The sequence below is a fragment of the Bradyrhizobium cosmicum genome (assembly GCF_032290525.1).
In the GTDB taxonomy this organism is placed as follows: domain Bacteria; phylum Pseudomonadota; class Alphaproteobacteria; order Rhizobiales; family Xanthobacteraceae; genus Bradyrhizobium; species Bradyrhizobium cosmicum_A.
Genome location: NZ_JASXTA010000007.1, coordinates 173,620 through 188,201, shown reverse-complemented (window position 1 = coordinate 188,201; position 14,582 = coordinate 173,620). Strand labels below are relative to the sequence as shown.

The 14,582-nt window shown below is 64.8% G+C and carries 12 protein-coding genes; 5 read left to right on the top strand and 7 right to left on the bottom strand.

Going from position 1 to position 14,582, the window contains the following annotated elements; genetic code table 11:
• Positions 1-241: 241 nt before the first annotated feature.
• Positions 242-2,251: a methyl-accepting chemotaxis protein gene (locus tag QSV46_RS15355; RefSeq protein ID WP_314952561.1), complete on the top strand. Its 2,010-nt coding sequence runs from the start codon at positions 242-244 to the stop codon at positions 2,249-2,251.
• Positions 2,252-2,309: 58 nt separating this feature from the next.
• Here QSV46_RS15355 and QSV46_RS15350 read toward each other — a convergent pair whose 3' ends face one another.
• The 3 genes from QSV46_RS15350 to QSV46_RS15340 all read right to left on the bottom strand — a co-directional run bounded on the left by QSV46_RS15350 (position 2,310) and on the right by QSV46_RS15340 (position 4,778).
• Entirely contained in the window at positions 2,310-2,996 is a 687-nt protein-coding gene (locus QSV46_RS15350) for a glutathione S-transferase family protein (protein ID WP_314952558.1), read from the bottom strand.
• Positions 2,997-3,128: 132 nt separating this feature from the next.
• Positions 3,129-3,536: a hypothetical protein gene (locus tag QSV46_RS15345; protein WP_314952556.1), complete on the bottom strand. Its 408-nt coding sequence runs from the start codon at positions 3,534-3,536 to the stop codon at positions 3,129-3,131.
• A 111-nt stretch (positions 3,537-3,647) separates the two neighbouring features.
• A complete protein-coding gene (locus QSV46_RS15340) occupies positions 3,648-4,778 on the bottom strand; it encodes a site-specific DNA-methyltransferase (RefSeq protein WP_314952553.1) in 1,131 nt (376 codons plus the stop codon).
• A gap of 413 nt (positions 4,779-5,191) precedes the next feature.
• On the opposite strand from QSV46_RS15340, the gene QSV46_RS15335 reads away from it, so the two are divergent.
• Positions 5,192-6,124: a neutral zinc metallopeptidase gene (locus tag QSV46_RS15335; protein ID WP_314952550.1), complete on the top strand. Its 933-nt coding sequence runs from the start codon at positions 5,192-5,194 to the stop codon at positions 6,122-6,124.
• Between the two features lie 159 nt (positions 6,125-6,283).
• Positions 6,284-6,847 (top strand): molybdenum cofactor biosynthesis protein B, encoded by a 564-nt coding sequence (moaB, locus tag QSV46_RS15330; RefSeq protein WP_314952547.1) that lies wholly within the window; start codon positions 6,284-6,286, stop codon positions 6,845-6,847.
• Positions 6,848-6,889: 42 nt separating this feature from the next.
• On the opposite strand, the gene QSV46_RS15325 is transcribed toward moaB, so the two are convergent.
• Entirely contained in the window at positions 6,890-7,819 is a 930-nt protein-coding gene (locus QSV46_RS15325; RefSeq protein WP_314952544.1) for a helix-turn-helix domain-containing GNAT family N-acetyltransferase, read from the bottom strand.
• Positions 7,820-7,882: 63 nt separating this feature from the next.
• Positions 7,883-8,458, bottom strand: coding sequence for a glycosyl transferase (locus QSV46_RS15320; RefSeq protein WP_314952541.1), 576 nt, complete (start codon positions 8,456-8,458; stop codon positions 7,883-7,885).
• Positions 8,459-8,751: 293 nt separating this feature from the next.
• Between QSV46_RS15320 and QSV46_RS15315 the strand changes: the two genes are divergently transcribed.
• Positions 8,752-9,591: an RMD1 family protein gene (locus QSV46_RS15315; RefSeq protein WP_314952539.1), complete on the top strand. Its 840-nt coding sequence runs from the start codon at positions 8,752-8,754 to the stop codon at positions 9,589-9,591.
• Here QSV46_RS15315 and QSV46_RS15310 read toward each other — a convergent pair.
• Positions 9,585-10,769 carry an acetate/propionate family kinase gene (locus QSV46_RS15310; RefSeq protein ID WP_314952536.1) on the bottom strand — a complete coding sequence of 395 codons (1,185 nt, stop codon included), beginning with the start codon at positions 10,767-10,769 and terminating at the stop codon, positions 9,585-9,587. The genes QSV46_RS15315 and QSV46_RS15310 overlap by 7 nt on opposite strands.
• A 7-nt stretch (positions 10,770-10,776) precedes the next feature.
• Entirely contained in the window at positions 10,777-13,191 is a 2,415-nt protein-coding gene (locus QSV46_RS15305; protein WP_314952534.1) for a phosphoketolase family protein, read from the bottom strand.
• Between the two features lie 209 nt (positions 13,192-13,400).
• On the opposite strand from QSV46_RS15305, the gene QSV46_RS15300 reads away from it, so the two are divergent.
• Positions 13,401-14,564, top strand: a complete 1,164-nt coding sequence (locus QSV46_RS15300) for a PA0069 family radical SAM protein (protein ID WP_314952531.1) — start codon at positions 13,401-13,403, stop codon at positions 14,562-14,564.
• The last annotated feature ends 18 nt before the right edge of the window (positions 14,565-14,582 follow it).

The following is a 14,582-nucleotide window of genomic DNA, read 5'->3' as shown; positions in this document are numbered from 1 at the left end:
TTTGCATGGGGGCGCCGGCCTTGCGCCGGATCATCGCGCAACTGGCCACAAAATCAGCAGATTTTGTGCGCGCGACGCGGGGGCGCGCGAAAAATGGGAAGGTTCAATTAACAAGTGTCCCTCATTGTGTCGCAGTGCAGCGTGGGCGCCGAAAGGCGGCTTGCGGCTGCCGGGGTGGCCGTGACGATCGCCGGAGTCGTTGGTCCGCCCGAATTCACATGCATCCGGGTGGACAGTGGGAATGCCGAACTTTCGTTTGCGGATCAGGGGACGCCTGTACGCAGGATTCATGGCCTTGGTGGCGGTTGGTCTCGTGATGGCGGTGGTTGCCGTCTGGAATTTACGGGAAGTGCAGGATCAGGTCGGGCGACAATCGGCGCTTTCGGACAGCACCGCACGGGTCCTGGAGATCTCGACCCATCTTCAGGCGATCCAGCGGGCCAATCTGCGATACATCTACGACGCCAGCGAGCCCGCAATGAAGGAGGCCGCAGAGCGCGAGACCGCGGCGACCGAGCTGTTGCAGGTCGGCGCGAAAGGCACCGCCTCCGAGGAGCGGCGGAAGCTCTACAATGAGTTGATCGCCGACATTGCCAAGATGAAAGGCCTGCGCGACAATCTCGGCGATGCCGTCAACGAGGCGAGAACGGGCAAGGCGACGCTGCTGCCGAGCGGCGACGAATTGACGGTCAAGATGAACAAGCTGGTCGATGTGGCGCGGGCCGCCGTCGACGAAGACACCGGGGCTCTCGTCGCCGATCTCGAATCCAGGCTGCTCCTCGTTCAGATCGCGAACTGGCGTTTCTTGGCGCTGCGCGACGTCAAGGGGCCCGCCAACTTCAGAACCAATGTGGACCGGGCGTCGCAGCGGCTTTCAGCGCTCGAAAAGAGTCCGCAGGCAACCGAATTGCGGACCACGCTCGCACCGGTGAAGACCTCGCTCGGAATCTACAAATCCGCCTTCGAGACCACGTCGGCGGCGATGCTCCAGGCCGACGAGATCTACCACAAGAACCTCGCGCCGCTCATCGTCGACAGCATTGCCAAGCTCAAGGTCGCCGAAGCCACCCTGAAGAAGGACTACAAGGAGTCGCGCAACACCGCCGAAGCCGTGATCGACGGCACGACCACCGTGCAGGAGATCGCGGGCGGCCTTGCCATCCTGTTCGGATTGATCGTCGCTTTCCTGATCGCCCGCAGCATCGTCGGTCCCCTGACGTCGATGACGCGCGCGATGGCGCTGCTTGCCGGCGGCAATCTCGAGGTCGAGATCCCCGGCCGCGGCAAGGCCGACGAGATCGGCGACATGGCCAAGGCGATCGAGGTGTTCAAGACCAACATGATCGACACCGAGCGTCTGCGCAATGAGCAGAGCGAGATCGAGGCGCGACAGGCCGAGAGCCGCAAGTCCGACATGGTTCGGCTCGCCGACCAGTTCGAGCAGGCGGTCGGCGAGATCGTCGACACCGTGTCGTCGGCATCGAACGAGCTGGAGGCCTCGGCCGGCACGCTGACCGCGACCGCGACACGCGCGCAGGATCTGTCGACCGAGGTGGCGTCGGCGTCACAGGAGGCCACGGCCAACGTGCAGGCCGTTGCCTCGGCGACCGAGGAGCTGTCCTCCTCGGTGACGGAGATCGCCCGCCAGGTGCAGGAATCCGCCCGCATCGCCAGCGAGGCGGTCGGTCAGGCGACCAAAACCAACGAACGCGTCAGCGAGCTCTCCAAGGCGGCCGCCCGCATCGGCGACGTGGTCGAGCTGATCAGCACCATCGCCGGCCAGACCAACCTTCTGGCGCTGAACGCCACCATCGAGGCCGCGCGTGCGGGCGAGGCCGGCCGCGGCTTTGCCGTGGTCGCCACCGAGGTCAAGGCGCTTGCCGAGCAGACCGCCAAAGCCACGGGCGAGATCGCCCAGCAGGTCTCCGGCATCCAGGCCGCGACGGAGGAGTCGGTCGGCTCCATCCGGGAGATCAGCGGCACCATCGAGCGGCTGTCGGAGATCTCCTCGGCGATCGCCGCCGCCGTGGAGGAGCAGGGCGCGGCGACGCAGGAAATCTCCCGCAACGTCCAGCAGGCGGCCCACGGCACGCGGCGCGTCTCGACCAATATCGGCGACGTGCAACGCGGCGCCTCCGAGACCGGATCGGCCTCCTCGCAGGTGCTGTCGGCGGCGCGCTTGCTATCGGCCGACAGCAGCCGCCTGAAGCAGGAAGTCGCCAGGTTCCTGAGCTCGGTCCACGCCGCCTGAGCCTCGAGACGCCAAAGGCCACGCGCATGCGCGTGGCCTCGACGGGCGGCACGCCCGATCAGGCGACCTTGGTCGTCATGTGCTTGAACATGTTGGCTCTCGCCTCGTCGTCCATCTCGGCCTTGAAGGTGAACTTGTCCTTCAGCGCGACCGCGCGCGCCGCCGCCGGCCGCGCCGAGATTTCGTCCACCAGCCGCTTCACATTCGGGTATCGCGCAAAGGCGTCGTCGCCGAGCTTGAACGGCACCATCCGCGCCCAGCCCCACAGCGCCATGTCGACGATCGAATAATCGTCGCCGACCATGTAGCGGCGGCCCTTGAGGTGACCGTCGAGAATCCTGTAGTGGCGATCGGTCTCGTACTGGTAGCGGTTGTGGGCGTAGTCGTGGTTCTGGTCCTTCGGCGCAAAATGCTTGAAGTGCACAGCCTGGCCCGAATACGGCCCGACGCCGGACGCGACGAACATCAGCCAGGACAGCGTCTCGCCGCGCGCGCCGGCGGCGGGCAGGAACTTGCCGGTCTTCTCGGCGAGATAGAGCAGGATGGCGTTGCTGTCGAACACGATGGTGCCGCCATCGTCGATCGCCGGCACCTTGCCGTTCGGATTGATCTTGAGATAGTCCGGCGTGAACTGCTCGCCCGTCCGGGTGTCGATCTTCGCCGGCTCGAAGGGCAGGCCGGCCTCTTCGAGATAGAGCGCCACCTTGGTCGGGTTCGGCGACCCGTTGAAATAGAATTTGAGCATCAATCATCTCCCATTGTTTGTCGGCCGAGAGCGAACGCGGCGGCATGGCCGCGAGGCTGCCTTCCCTTGCCTGAACCTAGTCGGCGAGGGCAACCGGCGAGTTTGCCGGGCGGTGTCTGCGCGGTACGCAGGTCAGCCGGCGTAACAAAGGCCGATCGCCGCCGTAATGATCATGGCCGCGCCCACGGCCTCCAGCCGCAGCCCGAGCCGCGCGGCGAGATGCATGTCGGAGGCCCGTGCCTTGCGCTCCGATCCGCGTGAATAGCCGTGGACGATGACGTCGTGATTGAAATTGTCGTGGGCCTCGTTGCTGCTGGCGAGCCCGACGCAGATCACCAGCACGCCGAACAGAGCGAGGCCGAAGAATCCCAGGAGCGCGATCAGGAACATCGGAAACATGCCGATCAGGAAGATCGGCAGCAACGGCACCAGCAGCAATGTCTCGGACTGTCGTCGCATGGGAGCCGGACCGGTCAGGACGGGGCTGACCGGGCGAATGTAGTCCTGGCGGCGGCGGCTTTCAACCACTGCCGCCGTCATTCCGGGGCGCGCCTCTCGGCGCGAGTCCGGAATCCATTGGGCCGCATGTTGTGTGGTTAGATGGATTCCGGGTTCTCGCTTCGCGAGCCCCGGAATGACGGGGAGGGAAAACTACCCCGCTCCCATGCCCGCGCGGATCTCGGCGCGCAGCTCGTCGATCAGCTTGAGACCCTTCTTGGTCTCGACGTGCCAGTAGGTCCAGCCGTTGCAGGCTTGGGCGCCTTGCGCCACGGCGCCGATGCGGTGGATCGAGCCGACCTTGTCGCCCAGCATGATGGCGCCGTCGGCGCGGACCAGGGCGCCGAGCTTCTTCTTGGCGTCGAACAGCTTCGTGCCGGGCATGATCATGCCGCGCTCGATCAGCTCGGAGAACGCCACCCGCGGCGCTTCGCGCGCGGTCATGAACGGGGCGAGGCTTGCCTCGGGCAGCGGCTCGACCGCGGCGATGCGCGCTTCAGCCGCCTTGGCATAGGTCTTGTCGCGCTCGAAGCCGATATAGGAGCGGCCGAGGCGCTTTGAGACCGCGCCGGTGGTGCCGGTGCCGTTGAAGGGGTCGATCACGAGATCGCCGGGCTTGGACGACGACAGCAGCACGCGCGCGAGCAGGCCCTCCGGCTTCTGCGTCGGATGCACCTTCTTGCCGTCGGCGCCCTTGAGGCGCTCCTCGCCGGTGCACAGCGGGATCAGCCAGTCGGACCGTGCCTGCACGTCCTCGTTCGCGGCCTTCAGCGCTTCGTAGTTGAAGGTATAGCCCTTGGCCTTCTCGTCGCGCGCGGCCCAGATCATGGTCTCGTGCGCGTTGGTGAAGCGGCGGCCGCGGAAGTTCGGCATCGGATTGGTCTTGCGCCAGACGATGTCGTTCAGGAGCCAGAAGCCGAGGTCCTGCATGATCGCGCCGACGCGGAAGATGTTGTGATAGGATCCGATCACCCAGATCGTCGCCGACGGCTTCATCGCGCGGCGGGCGGCAAGCAGCCAGGCGCGGGTGAAATCGTCATAGGCGGAGAATGAATCGAACTTGTCCCAGTCGTCGTCGACGGCATCGACATGGGATTCGTCGGGGCGCTTGAGATCGCCCTTGAGCTGGAGATTGTAGGGCGGATCGGCGAACACGAGGTCGACCGAACCAGCCTGAAGCTTCGACATCTCGGCGACGCAATCGCCGAGAATGATGCGATGCGAAGGGGACTCGAAATTTGTGCGGGGCGCCCTTGCAGACGCCCCGCGACGCGACTCTACCATGACTCAAGAACTCTGACTCAGGCGACGCTGTCGGCGACGCGGGACCAAACAACCGACTGACCGTTACATTGAAGCGGCAAAGTAAAAATCGACTTAACCCGCCGCTTTCGTGAGCAGCCATCGCATCGTGTGCCGAGCGCGGAGCATCGCGCGCATTCGCCGTGTTTTACAGTGTATTTCGCGTTCGCCTTGCCGACGGAGCAATCATGGCTCCAAAAAGGCGCCAAATTTCTCTCGGAAAAAATTGCTCGACCCTCGGAAAAAATTGCTGGCAGGCGCACGCTGTCGCACTAGGCAATAATTGCCGAGCGGGATATTGATTAAAGCAACGGAAATTTTACGTGTGTGGCGCGTTGACCTTTGGCGCTCTTGCGCCCCCGAGCAACGCCCACCAAGGACCGAGGAAGCCCGCCATGCGCTATGATGATTTCCGCCGCAGCGACGATATCGAGGATCGTCGCGATGATGGTGGCGGAGGCGGTGGTGGAGGCGGGTTCGGCTTGCCGATGGGCGGCGGCGGTTTGGGCATCGGCACCATCATCGTGCTCGGCCTGGTCGGCTATGCCTTCGGCATCGACCCACGCATTCTGATCGGAGGCGCCGAGATCCTCACCGGCGGCGGCCATGCGCCGAGCTATCAGACCGATCGTCAGGCCTCCTCCGGCAAGCGCGGCGCGCCGACCGACGAGATGGGCAGCATGATCTCCGGCATCCTCGGCGAGATCGACGACCGCTGGACCGAGATCTTCCAGGCCTCGGGCCAGTCTTTCACCGGTCCGAAGGTCGTGCTGTTCCGCAACGTCACCAATGGTGGGCGCTGCGGCCGGGCGGAGTCGGCGATGGGACCGTTCTATTGTCCGCCCGACCGCACCATCTTTCTCGACACCGGCTTCTTCCGCGAGGTCGAGACGCGCTTCCGTGGCTGCTCCGGCAAGTCCGCCTGTAACTTCACCACCGCCTACATCATCGCGCATGAGGCGGGCCATCATATCCAGAACCTGCTCGGCATCATCCCGCGCGTGACGCGGATGCAGCAGCAGGCCGGCAGCAAGGCCGAAGCCAACGCGCTTCAGGTGAAGGTCGAATTGCAGGCCGACTGCCTGTCCGGCGTCTGGGTCAACCGCGAGGCGCAGAAGCGTCCGAATTTTCTCGAGCCCGGCGACATCGATGCCGCGCTGACCACGGCGAGCGCGATCGGCGACGACACGCTGCAGCGCCAGGCCACCGGCCGCGTCGTGCCCGATTCCTTCACGCACGGCTCGGCGGCGCAACGCAAGCAATGGTTCATGACCGGCTATCAGCAGGGCACGGTCCAGGCCTGCAATACGTTCGGTAGCGGGTCGTAATCGTTATATGACCTCGTGCCCCGGACGCAGCGCAGCGCTTCTTCAGCGGTGCGCTGCAGAGCCGGGGCCCACAACGCCGGTCTCCCGGATAATGGGTCCCGGCTCTGCGCTGCACCGCTGACGCGCTGCATCGCGTCCGGGACACGTGAGGAAGTACCAATGGCCTCCATCGACGAGACAAAACAGTTCATCCCGCTCAACATCGCGGTTCTCACGGTCTCCGACACGCGTGCACTTGCCGACGACAAGTCCGGCCAGACGCTGGTCGATCGTCTCACCGCGGCAAGACATCGTCTCGCCGCGCGCGAGATCGTCACCGACGATGTCGAAGCGATCCGCAGCACGATCCGCCGCTGGATCGCGGATGCCGGCATCGATGTCGTCATCACCACCGGCGGCACCGGTTTTACCGGACGCGACGTCACGCCGGAGGCGATCGAGCCGCTGTTCGAGAAGCGCATGGACGGTTTCTCGATCGCATTCCACATGCTGAGCCACGCCAAGATCGGGACCTCGACGATCCAGAGCCGCGCCACCGCCGGCGTGACTGGTGCGACCTACATCTTCTGCCTGCCCGGTTCGCCCGGCGCCTGCCGCGACGGCTGGGATGGCATCCTCGCCGCTCAGCTCGACTACCGCACGCGCCCGTGCAATTTCGTCGAGATCATGCCGCGCCTGGACGAGCATCTGCGAAGGCCGAAGGCGCAGGGCGCGACGGTGTAGCTTTAGCATCTCGGCCCAGCTGCATTTGGCTGTGCGAGATCGCTACAAATCCCGCTCCCACGTTTCCCCAATCAGGTCCTGCCCAAAACTGTGATGCGGCTCGGTGGCGACCAGCTTGAACCCTGCGCCCTGATAGATGCCGCGTGCGGCGACCAGGATGCTCTGCGTCCACAGTGTCATCTTGCTGTAGCCTCGCTCGCGTGCGCCCTGGATGCATTGCTCGACCAGCGCCCGGCCGACACCAAGTCCCCGCGCTTTCTTCTCCACCTGCAACAGGCGCAGCTTGGCGATCTCGTCGGTGGCCTTGACCAGGAAGATCGAGCCGACCGGCTCGCCTCCCACCTCCGCGATCCAGCAGTGCTCGCGCGCGGCGTCGTAATTCTTGATGAACTGCGCGCAGATCTCGGCGACCAGCGCTTCGTAGCTGATATCCCAGTTGTAGTCCGCGGCATAGGCGGCCGCTTGCTTCGAGATGACCCAGCCCATGTCACCGACGCGATGGCTGCGCAGCATGAAAGAAGCCGGCTGGCTTCGACGTTGCTCCAGCACGGCCTCGATGGTCGCCATCGCCTGCGTGAGCCGCGCTGCATCCTCGGCCGATAGATCAGCCAGCATTGCGGCGACCTCGTTTTGCGAACCCAGGTTCAGCTTGGCGAAGGCTTGGCGGCCTTTGGCGGTGAGGCTGAGCTGGTATTGCCTGCGATCCGCGGGCAGGGGCTTTCGCGTAATCAATCCTTTTTCGTCGAAGCTTTGTATGATGCGACTGAGATAGCCGAGGTCGAGGCCAAGTTCGTTTCCGATCTCCTTTGCCGCAAGGTCCTCGCGTTGCGCGAGCTCGTAGAGCACGCGGGCCTCGCTGAGCGAGAACGGGCTCTTTCCAAGGTGCTGGTCGAGCACACCGAGCTTGCGGATATAGAAACGGTTGAAGGCGCGAACTGCTGCGATCTGATCGTCGGTACCGTTGCTTGCCATCGGCTCACCTCAATATTTGCCATTGTCAAACAATTATTTGACTTTGGCAAATATTTGGCGGCTTCAGCCGACCATGACGATCCGGCTGCGCAGCATGATCCGGGACGAGCGGCCGAGCCGCCGCAGCAGCCGCGCCTCGGCACGGCGGGCCTGGGGCGGATAGCCGCCGATCCGGTCGTAGTGATCACGGGCGATCAAAAGTCCCTGATCGCCGAACGGCCCGGCCAGCTTGCGCGCCACGGCGCGGAGAATATCCCAGAAGCCAGCATCGGCGTATGGCGAACGTGCGTAGCGGAACACCGCTGCACGATCGCGGCCGCTGGTCGCGACGGCCTGGATGAATTGGGTGGTCTCCTCGATCCAGCCGGTTTCCAGCACAGCGCCGGCGGGGAGGAACATCAGCCAGGGCGAACGTGCCTGGAGTGCGCCGGCGGCGAGCGCCGCGCCCTGCGAAGACCCCTCGAAGCCGATGAAACGGCAGCCGGCGACGTCGGCAACGCGCTCGATGACGCCATTGCGGGTGCCGTCGACCAGCAGCACTTCGCGGATGACGCCCGCGGCCGCACCGGGGACCAGCGCGGCGAGAGTTGCGACCGCCGTCTGCTCGACGCCTTCGGTCGGAATGATGACGCTCAGCATGATTGAGGCTTCGGTGTCTGCACTTCGGGAGAAGCGTAGCTCGTTATGATGTTGTCATAAACACGCGGTGCTGCCGAGTGCAACTTTTCGGCGGCCCCGCGGCATGCGATGGTAAACTGCCGGAGCCGTCGCATCCAAATATGTCCCGCACGGGGTGGCGATATTGCTGAATGTTTCGGCACAACCGCACCCTGACCGTATTAATCCGGTGTTCGGCCGCGATATCGCGCGCGCGAGGTCCGCGCGCGGGATCAGGAAAATCGTGCAATCCACGGTGCTGACGAGGGCTTTGAATGAACGCCGATCAACTTGCCGTTAACGCGCCGGCAACGTCTCCCAGGCCGGACGCTGCGCCAACCTTGCGGATCCGCGCCGTGATGCTGGGCGAGCGCATCAATCCCTCCGGGCTCGAGATCGGCCCGGTGGTTTCGTCGACGCCTGCCGCCTTTCGCCTCCATGCCGGCCTCGTGGTCATCTTCCGCTACGGGGTCGTGGTGTTGATCGGCTTGCTGCCTTCGGAGGAGAAGGTTCTGATCGACAGTCTGAAGCCGAGGGTGACCGGCGAGCTCAGTCCTCATGAGGAGGAGACGGCGCAGGCCCAGCTCTGCAAGGACGAAAGCGCGGAGGCGATCCAGCCCGGCGGGCCGATCTGCCTCGCCAAATTCTCCGACGACCGGCTGCTGCTGATCGCGGACGCGCTCGCCAAGAGCACCTCGCTCGCCCGCGACGAGCGCCGCGTCGCCGCGGTCTTCGACGTGATCGAGCCCTTTGCGCGCAAGCTCGCCGAGCAGGGCCGCACGCCGCCGAGGCGCAAGGGCATTCTGCAGCTGATCGGCAATGCGCTGCTCGTGCAGCAGCGCGTGGCCGGCCGTGTCGCAGTCGCTGAGAAACCGGACGTGCTCTGGGAGAAGCCCGAGCTCGATCGTCTCTATTCCCGCCTCGAGGACGAGTACGAACTGAAGGAGCGTCTCGACACGCTCGAGCGCAAGGTGACCGCGATCTCGGAAACGGCCAACGCGCTCACCGACATCATCGATACCCAGCGCTCGCTCCGGCTCGAAATCGCGGTGGTGGTGCTGATCGTGATCGAGGTCGCGATCGGGTGTTTTCAGATCTGGTCGGGTATTCACTGAGACTTTTGCAGCACGGCCGCGCAATGCCGCGCGATCATCAGCTCCTCATCTGTCGGAATGACGAAAACATCAATGGTGCTGTCGTCACCACTGATGCGCGTGCGTGCCTCTTCATTCGCAGCCGCTTCGATGCGCACGCCGAGCCAGCCGAGATGCTCGCCGACCGCGCTGCGGATCTCCTTGGCGTGCTCGCCGATGCCGCCGGTGAAGACCAGGCAATCCAGTCCGCCGAGCGTGGTGGCCATCACGGCGACCTGCTGCGCGGCGCGCAAGGTGAAGAGCTCGACCGCCTCCCGCGCCGCAGTCTCGTGGCTTGCGAGCAGCGTGCGCATGTCGGCGGAGAGGCCGGAAACGCCGAGCAGGCCCGACTCGTGATAGAGCAGGTGCTGGATGTCCTCGGTGGACATCTTCTCGTGCTGTTGCAAATACAACAACACGCCGGGATCGATCGTGCCGCTTCGCGTGCCCATCACGAGACCGTCGAGCGGCGTCAGCCCCATCGTGGTGTCGACGCTGCGGCCGTCGCGCAATGCGCACAGGCTGGCGCCATTGCCGAGATGCGCGATCACGGTGCGCTTTGCGACAAGCCCGGGCGCGATTTCGGCGAGGCGACCCGCGACATATTCGAACGAAAGGCCGTGGAAGCCATAGCGGAGAATGCCGCGCTCCTCGAAGCGTCGCGGGATCGCGAAGCGGCTCGCGGGTGGCGCCATGCTCTGATGGAAGGCGGTGTCGAAACAGGCGACCTGCGTCAAATCGGGCTTGATCGCCCCGATGGTGCGGACCGGCGCGAGGCTCCGCGGCTGGTGCAGCGGCGCCAGCGGCGTCAGCGCCTCCAGACTTGCGGTGAGGTCGTCCGTCAGCGCGACCGGGCCTGAATAATCCGGCCCGCCGTGAACGATGCGGTGGCCGACCGCGCGCAAGCTGTCTGCGCCGAACCGGTCGTCGACGAAGGCGAGCACGTCGGCGAACAGGTGGCCGCCGTCGGCATCCTTCGCTTCGCTCCGCCTCTCGAACAGGTTTTCGCCCGCCGGGCCTTTCACCAGGAGCCGCGGCTTGTCCTCGTGCTCGTCGAGCAGGCCCTTGCCAAGCAAGGAGGGGTCGGCCGCCGAGATATCGAACAGGCCGAACTTGATGCTCGACGAACCCGAATTGAGGACGAGGACTGTGTCCGGCATGGCGACGTCAATCGCCGGCTTCGGCCGGCGTGTTGCCGCCGGCGCTATTGGGCCAGACCCAGTCGCGCACCTCAGGCATGTCCTCGCCATGCTCGCGGACGTAACGCGAATGCGCAATCAGCTTGTCGCGGAACTGCTGCTTCACCTGCGCGGCCTTGGTGGCGAGGCCCGGCACGCGCTCGATCGCTTCGATTGCGAGGTGATAGCGGTCGAGTTCATTGAGCACGACCATGTCGAACGGCGTCGTCGTGGTGCCTTCCTCGGCGAAGCCGCGCACATGCAGGCCGGCATGGTTGGTGCGGTTATAGGTCAGACGGTGGATGAGATAGGGATAGCCGTGATAGGCGAAGATCACGGGCTTGTTTGTCGTGAACAGGCTGTCGAAGTCGCGATCGGACAGGCCGTGCGGATGCTGCTCATTGGGCTGCAGCGTCATCAGATCGACGACGTTGACGACGCGGGTCTTCAGGTCAGGCAGCGCCTTGCGCAACAGGTCGACGGCGGCGAGCGTTTCCAATGTCGGCACGTCGCCGGCGCAGGCCATCACCACGTCGGGCTCTCGTCCTGTGGCCTCGTTGCCGGCCCAGGTCCAGATGCCGATGCCGGCATCGCAATGCGTGGCCGCGTCCTGCATAGACAGCCATTGCGGCGCCGGCTGCTTGCCGGCGACGATGACGTTGATGCGGTCATAGGTGCGCAGGCAGTGGTCGGCGATCCATAGCAGCGTGTTGGCATCCGGCGGGAAGTAGATGCGGACGATGTCGGCCTTCTTGTTGGCGACGAGATCGACGAAGCCGGGGTCTTGGTGGCTGAAGCCGTTATGGTCCTGGCGCCAGACATGCGAGGTCAGCAGATAGTTCAGCGAGGCGATGGGGCGACGCCACGGCAGATCGCGGGTCACCTTCAGCCATTTGGCGTGCTGGTTGAACATGGAATCCACGATGTGGATGAAGGCCTCATAACAGGAGAACAAGCCGTGCCGCCCAGTGAGCAGATAGCCCTCGAGCCAGCCCTGGCAGAGATGCTCGCTCAGCACCTCCATGACGCGGCCGTCCTGTGCGAGGTGCACGTCGTACGGCCCGGTCGGCTCCATCCAGACGCGTTCGGTCGCCTCGAACACCGCGTCCAGCCGGTTTGACGCTGTCTCGTCCGGGCCCATGATGCGGAAGTTGCGCTGCCCGGCGTTGAGGCGGATGACGTCGCGCAGGAATTTGCCGAGCTCGCGCGTCGCTTCTCCCACGACGGAGCCGGGCTGCGGCACGTCCACGGCGAAGTTGCGGAAGTCCGGCAGCTTCAGCTCCTTCTTCAACAATCCGCCATTGGCGTGCGGATTGGCACCCATGCGCCTGTTACCTTCGGGCGCCAGCGCCTGAAGCTCCGGAATCAGGGCACCGCTCGCGTCGAACAGCTTTTCGGGTTCGTAGCTGCGCATCCAGTCTTCGAGAATCTTGAGATGCGCCGGGTTCTCGCGGCAGCTCGCAACAGGAACCTGATGCGCCCGCCAAAAGCCTTCGACCTTCTTACCGTCGACTTCCTTCGGGCCGGTCCAGCCCTTCGGGCTGCGCAGCACGATCATTGGCCAGCGCGGCCGCTCGATCGACTTGCGCCCGTCGCGGGCGTGCTGCTGGATCGAGCGGATGCTGGCGAGCGCGACGTCGAGCGCATCCGCCATGGCCTGGTGCATCAGCCGGGGTTCGTCGCCTTCGACGAACAGCGGCTCGTGGCCGAGCCCGCGGAAGAGTTCGCGGATCTCGCGGTCGGGCATCCGCCCGAGCACGGTCGGGCTCGCGATCTTGTAGCCGTTGAGATGCAGGATCGGCAGCACCGCGCCGTCATGCGCGGGATTGAGGAACTTGTTGGAGTGCCAGGAGGCCGCAAGCGGGCCGGTCTCGGCCTCGCCGTCGCCGACGACGCAGGCGACGATCAAATCGGGGTTGTCGAACGCTGCGCCATAGGCATGCACCAGCGCGTAACCGAGCTCGCCGCCCTCGTGGATCGAGCCCGGCGTTTCCGGCGCCGCGTGGCTCGGGATGCCGCCGGGGAAGGAGAACTGCCTGAAAAGTTTTCGCAATCCGTCCGTATCGCGCGCGATATCAGGATAGATCTCGCTGTAGCTGCCCTCGAGATAGGTGTTGGCGACCATGCCCGGGCCGCCATGGCCGGGGCCGCAGACATAGAGCACGCTGACATCAAGCGCGCGGATAACGCGGTTGAGATGGGCGTAAATGAAGTTCAGACCGGGCGTTGTGCCCCAATGTCCGAGCAAACGCGGCTTGATGTGCTCGGGCCGCACCGGCTCGCGCAGCAGCGGGTTGTCGAGCAGATAGATTTGCCCGACCGAGAGGTAGTTCGCAGCCCGCCAATAGCGATCGAGCAGATCGAGGTCGCTGCTCGCCGCGCGCGATTGTTGTTGATTTGTCATGTTCCTACCGACTTTGACCGCGATCGTCACCAACCGAGTTCCGGCGAGATCGATCCTTTGGCGGCATCAAACGGGATCGGGGTCACGTGGTGTTCCGTGACGTCAAAGGCTGCCGCGCGAAATTTGGGCAGCTCTACTGTGCATGGGGTTGTTTTCACGTTTTTTGTTTGTGTTCTTGATTTGTTCCTACGGCGTGCTATCTTGGCTTCATGAGTCCAGCATCCTCTCATGCTCTCAAGCACCCGCCGGTCACGGCGCCCTCCGAGCCGGCGGGTGCGCCTTCTGACTTCCCTGAGCTGGCGGTCGCCATCGACCGCCAGCGCAGGCGAGGCCGGGGCGCGCAATCCAACGCCAGCGGCCGCTATGAGGCCGAGGCGCGCGTCGCCTTCGACGACGGCTGGCAGAGCCTGGAAGACCTGCCGCCATTCAAGACCAGTGTCGCGGTCGATACCTCGCGCAAGGTGATCACCCGCAACGATTCCCCCGACATCGGCTTCGACCGCTCGATCAATCCCTATCGCGGCTGTGAGCACGGCTGCGTCTATTGCTTCGCGCGGCCGACGCACGCCTATCTCGGCCTGTCGCCGGGGCTCGACTTCGAGTCAAAACTGTTCGTGAAGCCCGATGCGCCGGCGCTGCTCAAAAAAGAGCTTGCCGCAGCAGGCTACGAGCCGCGGATGATCGCGATCGGCACCAACACCGATCCCTATCAGCCGATCGAGCGCGAGCGCAAAATCATGCGCGGCATTCTCGAGGTGCTGGAGCGCGCCGGCCACCCCGTCGGCATCGTCACCAAATCGGCGCTGGTCGTGCGCGACATCGACATTCTCGCGCGCATGGCCAAGCGCAATCTCGCCAAGGTCGGAATTTCCGTCACCTCGCTCGATCCGAAGCTGGCGCGTACCATGGAGCCGCGGGCGTCGACGCCGCCGAAGCGGCTGGAGGCTCTGAAGCAGCTTTCGGAGGCCGGCATTCCCACCACCGTGATGGTTGCGCCCGTGATCCCCGCACTGAACGATTCCGAGATCGAGCGCATTCTCGACGCCGCCGCCCATGCCGGCGTCAAGGAAGCCTCCTACGTGCTGCTGCGGCTGCCGCTGGAGGTGCGCGATCTCTTCCGCGAATGGCTGATGGCCAACTATCCGGACCGCTATCGTCACGTCTTCACGCTGATCCGCGACATGCGCGGCGGCCGCGACTACGACGCCAAATGGGGCGAGCGGATGAAGGGCACCGGCCCGATGGCCTGGACCATCGGCCGCCGCTTCGAGATCGCCTGCGACAAGCTCGAGCTCAACAAGCGGCGCTCCAAGCTGACGACGGATCACTTTGCCAGGCCGAGCCGGAACGGCGATCAGCTCAGCCTGTTCTGACGAGTCGCTGAATAACGG